This window comes from Streptomyces sp. Ag109_O5-10 (assembly GCF_900105755.1).
GTDB lineage: Bacteria > Actinomycetota > Actinomycetes > Streptomycetales > Streptomycetaceae > Streptomyces.
Genome location: NZ_FNTQ01000001.1, coordinates 763391 through 774316, shown reverse-complemented (window position 1 = coordinate 774316; position 10926 = coordinate 763391). Strand labels below are relative to the sequence as shown.

Genomic DNA, 10926 nt, shown 5'->3' with positions numbered 1-10926 from the left:
AAAGCGGCGCAGCGGGCCGGATCGGCTCCGGACGCGCCGTGTCGAGCACAATGACAACGTTGCCAAAGGCTGTGTCGCCGAGGGCTTCCTGTCAAGACCTGAGGCGTGGATCGACAGCCGTCCCGGAGGTGCACGGTCCGGGCCGCCGCGAGTGGCGGGTGTGGCCGGGACATTCGCGAACGTGAAGCTGGCATCGGGCGGAGGAACACGGCCGGACCTCCGGCGGGCCGTGCGCGGCCCGGCCCGGACGTCGCGGCTGGTCGTCCGATGGGGTGGCGGTCACGGATATGACGGAGCGGCAGCCCGCGAAACGGGTAGAGCAAGCCGGAGCGACGGACTTCGTGCAACCCGGCGGTGGTCGAGGTGATGACAGTTACAGACGTGAACGAGCACGGCCGTAGGATGTCTGGTGCGTCGCGGCTTCCACATGCCGAAGGAAGGCTCGCGCCGTGACGGACACGCTGGACGTGCTCGCGCGGTACCTGGCCGCGGCCGGCGATCCGCCGCAGCTCCTCCCCGCCCGCCAGCAGATGGCCTTCACCCTCGGGTTCCACATCATCCTGGTGCCCTTCGGTGTCGCGCTCACCACGCTGATGCTGGTCGCCAACCACCGCGGCCTGCGCAGAGGGGACGCCGAGGCCCTGCTGCTGGCGCGGCGCTGGTCCAAGGTCGCCGCCGTGCTGTTCGCCGTCGGCGCCATCACCGGCACCGTCCTCTCCTTCGAACTGGGCATCCTCTGGCCCGGCCTGATGGGCCGGTTCGGCGCGGCCTTCGGCTTCCCGTTCGCGATCGAGGGGCTGTTCTTCTTCCTCGAAGCGATCTTCGTGTCGATCTACATCTACGGCTGGGACCGGCTGCCGCCGTGGGCGCACTTCTGGACCGGGGTCCCGGTGGCGCTGTCCAGCATCGGAGGCGCGGCCGCCGTCATCGCCGCCAACAGCTGGATGAACCAGCCCGGCGGATTCACGCTGCGCGGCGGCCGGATCGTCGCCGTACGGCCCGCCCAGGTCTTCTTCAACGGGGCCTTCTGGTGGGAGTTCCTCCACATGCTGCTGGCCGCCTACATCGTCGCGGGCTTCGTGGTGGCGAGCGTCTACGCGGTGGGCATGCTGCGGGGCCGGACGTCCCGCTACCACCGCACCGGCTTCCTCATCGCGTTCGTCACCGCCGCCGTGGCGCTGCCCCTCCAGATCATCGTGGGGGACACCATCGCCCGGTACGTCTTCCAGTCCGAGCCCGCCAAGTTCGCGGCCGTCGAACTGCTGCCGGCCACCGGCGCCCACGTTTCCGAGACCCTGGGCGGCGTCCTCGTCGACGGCCGCGTCCGGTACGGGATCCCCGTGCCCGACATGGCATCGCTGCTCGCCGGGTTCCGGCCCTCCACCCGCATCCTCGGGCTCGACGCGATCCCGGCCCGGGTACGCCCCTCCGACCAGGCCGTCAGCACCGTCCACCTCGCCTTCGACGTCATGGTGGGGCTGTCCTTCGCCCTGCTCGCGCTGGCCGTGTGGTTCCTCTGGCTGTGGTGGCGGCGGCACCCGCTCGTACGGCAGCGCTGGTTCCTGCGCTGCTGCGCGGTCAGCGGCCTCGCCGCGCTGGCGTGCCTGGAGACCGGCTGGATCGTCACCGAGGTCGGCCGCCAGCCCTGGACGGTCGTCGGCTACCTCCTGACCCGGGACGCGGCGACCACCCAGGGCAACCTGTGGTTCCTCTTCGCGGCGGTCCTCGTCATCTACCTGGCCGTGGGGGCCGGCGCCGTCACCGTGCTCCTGTCGATGAAACGCCGGTGGGAGGCAGAGGGCGACGACAGTGTGGCCGTCCCCTACGGACCCGGCTCCGATCCGGCCGGCCTGCCCGCGGGAGCCGGGAAGTGATCGCGGACCTCGTCGCCGTCTTCCTGTTCATCGGCGTCATCGCCTACAGCCTGCTGGGCGGCGCCGACTTCGGCGCGGGCTTCTGGGACCTGACGGCGGGCGGAGCCGAGCGGGGCCGGCGGCCGAGGCATCTGATCGACACCTCGCTCGGCCCGGTGTGGGAGGCCAACCACACCTGGCTGGTCTACTGCCTGGTGTTCCTGTGGACGGGCTTCCCCACCGCGTTCACCGCCATCACCACGACGCTGTACCTGCCCCTCGGGATCGCCGCCCTGGGCATCGTCCTGCGCGGCGCCGGCTTCGCCTTCCGCAAGGCCACGCTGCGCACCCGTGAGCAACGCGTGTACGGCGCGGCGTTCGCGGCGTCCTCCGTGCTGACGCCCTACTGCTTCGGCTCCATCGCCGGTGCGATCGCCTCCGGACGGGTGCCCACGGGGGGCGACGGAGACGCCGTCGGCAGCTGGCTGAACCCGACGTCCGCGCTCGGCGGCGTGCTGGCCGTCCTGGTCTGCGCCTACCTCGCCGCCGTGTACCTGAACGCCGCCGCCAGGCAGCAGGGCGCCCCGGCTCTGGAGCGCTGGTTCCGCGACCGGGCGCTGCTCGCCTCGGTGCTGACCGGGGTCGTCAGCGTCGCGGGCATCTTCGTTCTGCGGCAGGACGCCCCTCGCCTGTTCCACCAGCTCAGCCACCGCGCGCTGGCCCTGGTCGTGCTCGCGGCGCTCTGCGGCCTCGCCACCGTGCTCCTGCTGCTCCGCGACCGCAGGACGGGGCTGCGTGTGCTCGCCACCGCGGCGGTCGCCCTGGTCGTCCTCGGCTGGGGCGTCGCCCAGTACCCCTACCTTCTCGGCACCCACCTGCGGATCGACGCGGCGGCCTCACCGGACGCCACCCTGAAGGTCACCATCGGCGTGGCGATCGTCGCGGGGCTCCTCATCTTCCCCTCCGTCGGGCTCCTTCTCCTGCTCGCCGGACGGGGACGGCTCCGACCGGGAGCGCAGGAGGACCTCCCCGGCCCGTCTCCCCGCGACTCCTGAACCCGGCGCGGCGTCACCCCCGCGGTCTGCGGCATCCCGCCCTGACCAGGGTGTTCTCAGACCTTCCGGTAGGTGTACGCCTCGGCTGCCGCCGCCTCCACGGCGTCGAGGCCGGCCCCGGTGCTGGCCGTGACGACCGCGGCGACCGCGCCCTCGACGAACGGGGCGTCCACCAGGCGGGTGCCGTCCGGGAGTTCGTCGCCCTCGGCCAGCAGCGCCTTCACGGTGAGCACCGCGCTGCCCAGGTCGGTGAGGACGGCGACCCCCGCCCCCCGGTCCACGGACGCGGCAGCGGCGGCGATCAGCTCGGCGCTGGTGCCGAGCCCGCCCCCCTCGGTACCGCCGGCCGGGGCGACCGGCACCGCCGTGGCACCGCCCGCCAGCCCCTTGGCCAGCTCCGCGACCGACGCCGCGACCTCCGCGCTGTGCGACACCAGTACGATCCCGACCAGCTCGCCGTCACTCATCGGCTGCCTCCGCGAGTCCCGCGACGAGCAGTGCCGACGAGGTGGCCCCCGGGTCCTGGTGGCCGATGCTGCGCTCGCCGAGATAGCTCGCCCGGCCCTTGCGGGCCTGCAACGGGATCGTCGCCTCGGCGCCCTGCTCGGCGGCGGCCCGCGCCGCGCCGAAGCCGTCGCCGAGCGCGTCGACCGCCGGCACCAGGGCGTCGATCATCGTCTTGTCCCCGGGCGCGGCCCCGCCGAGCGCCATGACCTTGTCCACCCCGGCCCGCAACGCCTCGGCCAGCTGGGCCTCACTGACCTCGGCCGCGTCGCCGAGCGTCTTGCCGGTACTGCGCAGCAGCGTGCCGTACAGCGGCCCGGAGGCGCCGCCCACCGTGGAGATCAGCTGCCGTCCGGCGAGCGTCAGCACGGCACCCGGGGTGGCGGGCGCCTCCTTCTCCAGCGCGGCGGTCACCGCCTTGAACCCGCGCTGCAGGTTGCTGCCGTGGTCGGCGTCCCCGATGGGCGAGTCGAGGGCGGTGAGCCGCTCCGCCTCGCGGTCGACGGAGGCGGCGGTCGCCGCCATCCAGCGGCGGAAGAAATCGGCGTCGAGCACTGGATCTCCTTGCGTAGCGGTACGGGCGCGGGTCGGTGCCGGTCGGTGTCGTCCCTTCCTCACATGCCCCAGCGCAGCGCCGGCGTCCGCACCGGCGCGTCCCACAGCCGCAGCAGTTCCTCGTCGACCTGACAGAGCGTGACCGAGGCACCGGCCATGTCCAGGGAGGTGACGTAGTTGCCGACCAGTGTGCGGGCAACGCTCACTCCGCGCTCGGCGAGCACCCGCTGGACCTCGGCGTTGAACCCGTACAGCTCCAGGAGCGGGGTCGCGCCCATGCCGTTGACCAGGACGAGGACCGGGTTGTGCGGGGGCATGTCCTCCAGGACGGCGTTGACCGCGAAGTCGGCGATCTCGCCGGACGTCATCATGGCCCGCCGCTCCCGGCCCGGCTCGCCGTGGATGCCGATGCCCAACTCCAGCTCGCCCGACGGCAGATCGAAGGTCGGGCTGCCCTTGGCCGGGGTGGTGACGGCGCTCAGCGCGACACCGAAGCTGCGGGAGTTCTCGTTCACCTGGCGCCCGACGGCCTCCACCCGCTCCAGTGGCCGCCCCTCGGCGGCGGCCGCGCCGGCGATCTTCTCGACGAAGAGGGTGGCGCCGGTGCCGCGCCGGCCCGCGGTGTAGAGACTGTCGGTGACGGCCACGTCGTCGTCGACGAGCACCTTCGCCACCTGGATGCCCTCGTCCTCGGCGAGCTCGGCGGCCATGTCGAAGTTGAGCACGTCACCGGTGTAGTTCTTCACGATGAACAGCACACCGGCGCCGCTGTCCACCGCCGCGGCGGCCCGGACCATCTGGTCGGGGACGGGGGACGTGAACACCTCGCCCGGACAGGCCGCCGACAGCATCCCGGGGCCCACGAATCCACCGTGCAGCGGCTCGTGCCCGGAACCGCCGCCCGAGACCAGGGCGACCTGGCCCGCGACGGGGGCGTCCCGCCGTACGATCACCCGGTTCTCCACGTCCACGGTGAGGTCGGGATGTGCCGCCGCCATGCCCCGCAGCGCGTCCGCCACCACGGTCTCCGGGACGTTGATCAACATCCTCATGCGGTCCTCCAGGTAACGTTACCAGAATAGTCTCTGACCTGCTTCTTTGCAGTTCGGAGCGGGCTTCACCGGTCTCGATCCGGGCGCCCCGTGGTGGTCCGGAGCGGGTGTCGGTGAGGCTGACGCCGACTCAACGCCGGGTGGGTGACTGTTCGTCAGGTGCGGGTGGGGGCCGTGACCGCAAGCGGCGAAGTGCTCATGAGCGCATTATCAGCCTTGCGTGCGCGAAGGTCACCTGGTCGGACTCGGGAAGCGCGCCCGAGAGGTCGGCCACCTGCTCTGTTCCCGGTGTCGCGATTTCCTCGGCATCTGCGGCGGCTCCCGTGCCCGTGCTGCGTCGCCGGTCGAGCGGTCGCCGGGCGACCGCGCCTCCCGCGAACACCGGGCCGCCGAGGGCGGCCGTCGCAGTGGCGGCGAGGAAGCCCGATTCGATCGCGGCTTCGGTGGGGTCCGGTGGTGCCGAGGTGAGACGGCCACGGCCGTCCTGCCGGACCGTGACCTTGGAACCCGCCTGGAGGCCCGTGTCCACCAAGGTCCGGCCGGGGTGCGTCGAACCGTCGGACGTGGTCCAGCCCACCGCCGCCGTCCGGCGATCGGTCGTCGTGCCGATCGCCGGTGTGGCGCGCGGGACGTCGTCGAGGAGTACCGCTCGGACGGACCGCCGTTCGGCTCGCTGCTGCGCGAGCACCGCGTCCGCGGCGTGCGCCGTCACCAGTGCGGTGGCGGCACCTCCCGCGGCGAGGCCCACACGGCCAGGACGATCCAGGACTCCACAATGTCGTCGTGACGCCGCAGCGGGTTGCTCCGCCGGTGCCACAGCCACCTCCTCCCGTACTCGCCACTGGGCGTCGGCCCGCACCTCCTCCTTGTCGTCGCCGTGGTGACCTTCACGAAGGTGACAGCCGGTGCCCTGGTGGCGCATGAGCCGACCAGGCGCCGTCGCACGGCCACTCGGCACCGACTCCACTCATGGGGGGTGCTGTTCGGCCCCGGTCCAGCCGCACCGTGTGTCCCTGACTGGTCCTCGGCGACCGAACGGCCCTTGACGCAAGGGCCGTTCGGCGGTCGCTGGGGCTCGACCGGCATCTGACCGGGGTGACGGCGCACGAGGAGCATCGTCCGAGGAATCCGCCGTGCGGTGCCGAGCGGCGCTGCCACCGCACGGCCGGCCGAGGGAAGGAGAGGTACGACCATGACCCTGCAACACATCGTCGTCGGAGTCGACGGCTCCCTGACCTCTGTTCGGGCTCTGGACTGGGCCGGGGCAGAGGCCGTACGCCATGGCAGCGCGCTGCGCGTGCTGTACGCGGTTCCCGACCGGGACGAGGCCACACCGGTTCTGGCCTACGCCGTCTCGCGCACACGGGAGCGGTACCCGGGGCTGCTCGTCGAGACCGTCGCGGCCGAGGGAGGCGTGGTGCACGCCCTGGCGCGCGAGAGCGAGCGCGCGGTCCTCACCGTGGTGGGGACACGCGGTCTTGGCACGGTGACGGGTTCGGTGCTGGGCTCGGTGAGCCTGCGACTGGCCGCTGTCGCGCAGGGACCGCTCCTTGTCGTCCGGGGGGACCACCGCTGCGGGGAGGGCCGGCCCGTGTTACTCGGCTTTGCCGACGACTCGGACCTGCCAGCGGCGGAGTACGCCTTCCAGGAGGCCGAGCGGCGCCGGGTGAGCCTCCGTGTCCTGCACTCCTGGAGCCACCGGCACATCACCCCCGAACTGCCCTCCCTCACCGGGGCGCGCAGTCCCGGGCAGGAACGGACGGTCAGGGAGAGCCTGTCCGAGGAGGCCGTGGCGCACTTCGCCCTCAGCCGTCTGGAGGACCGCCATCCCGATGTCGTCGTGGAGTCGCACACGGTCCGTTCCGCACCGGCTCCCGCACTGCTGAAGGCGTCCCAGGACGTCGCAGTAGCGGTCGTCGGCGCTCATCGTCGTGCAGGTGTGTTCGCACACCGCCTGGGTCCGGTCGCCCATACGCTGCTGCACCGGTCGCACTGCCCCCTGGTCGTCATACCGGAGAGGTGAGGCCGCACGCGCCACGACCGACTCGTTCACCACGCGAGGTTTCCGGTCGGGATCTCGGTGCGTGCGGAGGACCCGTGGGTCCGGACGGCTGCCCGGCCGGCCGGACCACACCGCCGGATGCGTGAGCCGGACAGCACGGATCCACCCGGCCGACCCAAGAGACGTCAGAAGCGGCCTAGTCGGAGGGGGCACCGGAGGAGCGGGTGCTCCCGACACCGAGGGCGCCATCGGTGCCGAAGGTCAGGTCGTTGACGACGCCGACCACTCCGTCCACCCGGTACGTCATCCGGATCGCGGTCGGAATGTCGCCGTGGCGCGGTACGGCTCCGGTCAGGGTGACCATGCCGTCCCGGACCGAGACGGCCACGCTGTCGGGCGCGAGCCCGAGCGTGAGGTCCAGTACCTCGTCGCGGACTTCCCGCCCGATCTCGTCGTCCGTGCGCAGGAAGACCCGCAGCAGGTCACGGCGGGTGGCGATGCCGATCAGGCGGTCCTCCTCGTCCACGACGGGCAGGCGCTCGACGCCGTGCCGCTCCATCACCCGTGCGGCGTCGGCTATCCGCTGTTCCGGATGCACGGTGATCGCGGGCGTCGACATCAGGTCCCGGGCCGTCACGGTGCCGGCGGCGGCACTGGGCCGAGGGCGCTTGAGGCGGCCCGGCGAGTGGCGCCGCGACCGTGGAGACCGGCCGTCGGACGGCCGGGCCGCCTGGCGACGGACCAGGTCCGTCTGCGAGACCACGCCGACGACCTTGTCGTCGTGGTCCACGACGGGCAGGCCGCTGATCCGGTGCCGGTCCAGCAGGCGTACGACGTCCTTGAACGTCGTCTCCGGGTGCGCCTCGACGACGTCGGAGGTCATCACCTCACCGACGATGCGGGCCATGGCGGCCACCTCCTTTCCGTTCGGGCCCGGGCTCGGGAACGCGAGCCCGGGCCCTGTTCTCACCTGCTGTCGCTCGATCCTGTCCAGGACAGTTCGGCCCGCCCGGCCTCCAGGCGGGCCACCGGGACGCGGAAGGGCGAGCAGGAGACGTAGTCCAGTCCGGCCGCGTGGAAGAAGTGGACGGAGTCGGGGTCGCCGCCGTGCTCGCCGCACACGCCGATCTTCAGGTCGGGGCGTGCGGCGCGGCCCTCGTCGACGGCGATCCGGACCAGCCGGCCCACGCCGTCACGGTCGAGGGTCTCGAAGGGCGAGGCGGCGAAGATGCCCTTGTCGAGATAGGCGGAGAAGAACGCCGCCTCTACGTCGTCTCGCGAGAAGCCCCAGGTGGTCTGGGTCAGGTCGTTCGTGCCGAAGGAGAAGAACTCCGCCTCCTCGGCGATCTTGCCCGCGGTGAGCGCGGCCCTCGGCAGCTCGATCATGGTGCCGACGGGGCAGTGCACGGGGACGCCGGTCTCCTCGGAGACCTCGGCCAGGACCCGTTCCACTTCGGTCCGCTCGATGCGCAGTTCCTCGACGGCGCCGACCAGCGGCACCATGATCTCCGCCTCGGGGGAGCCCCCGCACCTCGTGCGCGCCACGACCGCCTCGGCGACGGCCCGTACCTGCATGGCGACCAGACCGGGCACGACCAGGCCCAGACGTACGCCCCGCAGCCCGAGCATCGGGTTCTCCTCGTGCATCCGGTTGACCGCGTCGAGGAGTTCGGTGTCATGCGGGTCCGCGTGTTCGCCCCGGGCCTCGGCGGCGGCGATCCGCACGGCGAGGTCGGTGCGGTCGGGCAGGAACTCGTGCAGGGGCGGGTCGATGAGGCGGACGGTGACGGGCAGACCGTCCATCGCCTCCAAAATGCCGATGAAGTCCTGGCGCTGGAGCGGCAGCAGCGCGCTGAGCGCCTCCTTCCGCTCGGCCTCGTCACGGGCCAGGATCATCGCCTCGACCAGCTTGCGCCGCTCGCCCAGGAACATGTGCTCGGTACGGCACAGCCCGATACCCCGGGCGCCGAACCGCCGGGCGCGGGCGGCGTCCTCCGGGGTGTCCGCGTTGGCACGCACCTCCAGCCGGGCTGTGCGGTCGGCCTGTTCCATGGCGTCGGCCACGGCCTCGACCAGCCCGGCCGGCCGCTCACCCGTCTCGAAGTACCGCATGACCGCGGAGTCGACCAGCGGAGCGGCGCCCGGGTACACGGCCCCTTCGAAACCGTCGACCGAGATCACCGTGCCCTCTTCGACGACGGTCTCACCGACGGTGAAGCGGCGCCCTGTTGCGTCCACGGTGAGCTCCTCCGCGCCGCAGACGCACACCGTGCCCATGCCGCGGGCGACCACGGCGGCGTGACTTGTCTTGCCGCCGCGGCTGGTCAGCACCGCCTGCGCGGCGATCATGCCCGGGAGGTCGTCGGGGGTGGTCTCCTGGCGGACGAGCACGACCTGCTCACCCGCGGCGGCCCGGCGGACGGCCTCGGCGGAGTCGAACACCGCGGCGCCCACGGCCGCGCCCGGCGAGGCGGGAAGACCGTGCGCGAGCGCCTCGCCGACCGCGGAGGTGTCGAAGCGGGGGAACATCAGCCGCGCGAGCCCCTCCCCCGTGACCCGGCCCAGCGCCTCGGCGGGGCTGATCAGACCCTCGTCCACCAGTTCGGAGGCGATGGCGAACGCTGCCTCGGCGGTCCGCTTGCCGACCCGGGTCTGCAGCATCCAGAGCCGGCCGCGCTCGATGGTGAACTCGATGTCGCACAGATCCCGGTAGTGCGCTTCCAGGGTCTCCATGTGATCGCGCAGCTGAGCGTAGGAGACAGGGTCGAGCTCTTCCAGGTCGGCCAGCGGCACGGTGTTGCGGATGCCGGCCACGACGTCCTCGCCCTGGGCGTTCGGCAGGTAATCGCCGTACAGGCCGGGGCGTCCGGTGGCGGGGTCGCGTGTGAAGGCGACGCCGCTGCCCGAGTCGGAGCCGAGGTTGCCGAAGACCATGGTCTGTACGGTCACCGCGGTGCCGAGATCGTCGGAAATGCGTTCACGGTGGCGGTAGATCCGGGCCCGCTCGCCGTTCCAGGACTCGAAGACGGCCAGGACGGCCCGGCGCAGCTGCTCGTGCGGGGACTGCGGGAATTCCTCGCCCGTTTCCCGGCGGATCAGGGCCTTGTACGTCTCGACGAGCTCGGCCAGGTCGGCGGCTTCCAGGCCCAGATCGTCGGCCGCGCCCCGGGAACGTTTGAGGTCGGCGAGGGCGTTCTCGAACACCCCGCTGTCGACGCCCATGACCGTGCTGCCGAACATCTGCACCAGGCGGCGGTAGGAATCCCAGGCGAAGCGCTCGTTCCCCGACACCTTCGCCAAACCGAGCACGGAGTCGTCGCCGAGGCCGATGTCGAGGATCGTCTCCATCATGCCGGGCATGGAGAAGCGTGCCCCGGAGCGGACGGACAGCAGCAGTGGGTCGTCGGACTGCTCCAGCCTGCGGCCGGCCGAGTTCTCCACAGCCGCCAGATGCTCGGAGATCTCCTCGGCCAGCCCGTGCGGCTCGGCGCCGGTGCCGAGAAACGTCCGGCAGGCCTCGGTCGTCACGGTGAAACCCGGCGGCACCGGCAGTCCCAGCCGGGTCATCTCGGCCAGGTTCGCCCCCTTGCCGCCGAGCAGTCCGGCCAGGTCACGGCTGCCCTCCGCGAAGTCGTACACGTAACGGACCATGATGTCGGTCTCCTCCGTCGGCCTTCGGCTGGATGCTCTCTCCAGCGTCTGTCCGCCGGTGTCGGAGGGGGCAGGTGCTTGTCGGTCCCCTCCGGTGGGCCGGTCGGCCCAGGCTGATCCGGCGCTGCCGCCGGGGCGTGCCGCAGCCGGTGTACGGAGAGGTGCCGGCGCCTCGATGACGGCCCATCGCCGGAGGACCAGGGCACAGGCGTCCACGAGCCATCGCGACCGGCTCGTCGGCGCGTCCGGTTCGC

9 protein-coding genes are annotated in these 10926 nt (G+C 72.2%); 3 read left to right on the top strand and 6 right to left on the bottom strand.

From position 1 onward, the window contains the following. Positions 1-449: 449 nt before the first annotated feature. On the top strand, positions 450-1874 hold the full coding sequence (locus tag BLW82_RS03625; RefSeq protein WP_256215621.1) for a cytochrome ubiquinol oxidase subunit I: 1425 nt from the start codon (positions 450-452) through the stop codon (positions 1872-1874). Continuing rightward, a complete protein-coding gene (locus tag BLW82_RS03620) occupies positions 1871-2908 on the top strand; it encodes a cytochrome d ubiquinol oxidase subunit II (protein ID WP_256215620.1) in 1038 nt (345 codons plus the stop codon). The genes BLW82_RS03625 and BLW82_RS03620 overlap by 4 nt, the downstream gene beginning before the upstream one ends. A gap of 56 nt (positions 2909-2964) precedes the next feature. On the opposite strand, the gene BLW82_RS03615 is transcribed toward BLW82_RS03620, so the two are convergent. The 4 genes from BLW82_RS03615 to BLW82_RS03600 form a co-directional block, all read right to left on the bottom strand. Continuing rightward, on the bottom strand, positions 2965-3375 hold the full coding sequence (locus tag BLW82_RS03615; RefSeq protein WP_093497431.1) for a PTS-dependent dihydroxyacetone kinase phosphotransferase subunit DhaM: 411 nt from the start codon (positions 3373-3375) through the stop codon (positions 2965-2967). After that, positions 3368-3967, bottom strand: a complete 600-nt coding sequence (gene dhaL, locus BLW82_RS03610) for a dihydroxyacetone kinase subunit DhaL (protein ID WP_093497430.1) — start codon at positions 3965-3967, stop codon at positions 3368-3370. The genes BLW82_RS03615 and dhaL overlap by 8 nt, the downstream gene beginning before the upstream one ends. Before the next feature lie 59 nt (positions 3968-4026). Next, positions 4027-5019, bottom strand: a complete 993-nt coding sequence (gene dhaK / locus BLW82_RS03605) for a dihydroxyacetone kinase subunit DhaK (protein ID WP_093497429.1) — start codon at positions 5017-5019, stop codon at positions 4027-4029. A 196-nt stretch (positions 5020-5215) separates the two neighbouring features. Next, complete coding sequence (locus BLW82_RS03600) at positions 5216-5941, bottom strand: Rv1733c family protein (RefSeq protein WP_177232823.1); 726 nt, start codon at positions 5939-5941, stop codon at positions 5216-5218. A 270-nt stretch (positions 5942-6211) separates the two neighbouring features. Here BLW82_RS03600 and BLW82_RS03595 point away from each other — a divergent pair, with 270 nt between their 5' ends. Next, positions 6212-7042: a universal stress protein gene (locus tag BLW82_RS03595; RefSeq protein ID WP_177232822.1), complete on the top strand. Its 831-nt coding sequence runs from the start codon at positions 6212-6214 to the stop codon at positions 7040-7042. A gap of 175 nt (positions 7043-7217) precedes the next feature. Here the strand turns inward: BLW82_RS03595 and BLW82_RS03590 are convergent, their stop codons facing one another. Together BLW82_RS03590 and ppdK are read right to left on the bottom strand one after the other, a co-directional pair. After that, positions 7218-7928, bottom strand: a complete 711-nt coding sequence (locus BLW82_RS03590; RefSeq protein WP_177232821.1) for a CBS domain-containing protein — start codon at positions 7926-7928, stop codon at positions 7218-7220. 59 nt (positions 7929-7987) lie between these two features. After that, the gene (gene ppdK, locus BLW82_RS03585) at positions 7988-10672 is read right to left on the bottom strand and encodes a pyruvate, phosphate dikinase (RefSeq protein ID WP_093497428.1); all 2685 of its coding nucleotides are present in this window, start codon (positions 10670-10672) and stop codon (positions 7988-7990) included. Positions 10673-10926 lie beyond the last annotated feature (254 nt).

What these genes read in the sequence shown, in the direction of transcription:
- dhaK (WP_093497429.1), bottom strand. Translation starts at nt 5,019, where the DNA reads ATGAGGATGTTGATCAACGTCCCGGAGACCGTGGTGGCGGACGCGCTG.
- BLW82_RS03595 (WP_177232822.1), top strand. Translation starts at nt 6,212, where the DNA reads ATGACCCTGCAACACATCGTCGTCGGAGTCGACGGCTCCCTGACCTCT.
- ppdK (WP_093497428.1), bottom strand. Translation starts at nt 10,672, where the DNA reads ATGGTCCGTTACGTGTACGACTTCGCGGAGGGCAGCCGTGACCTGGCC.
- BLW82_RS03615 (WP_093497431.1), bottom strand. Translation starts at nt 3,375, where the DNA reads ATGAGTGACGGCGAGCTGGTCGGGATCGTACTGGTGTCGCACAGCGCG.
- BLW82_RS03600 (WP_177232823.1), bottom strand. Translation starts at nt 5,941, where the DNA reads ATGCGCCACCAGGGCACCGGCTGTCACCTTCGTGAAGGTCACCACGGC.
- BLW82_RS03590 (WP_177232821.1), bottom strand. Translation starts at nt 7,928, where the DNA reads ATGGCCCGCATCGTCGGTGAGGTGATGACCTCCGACGTCGTCGAGGCG.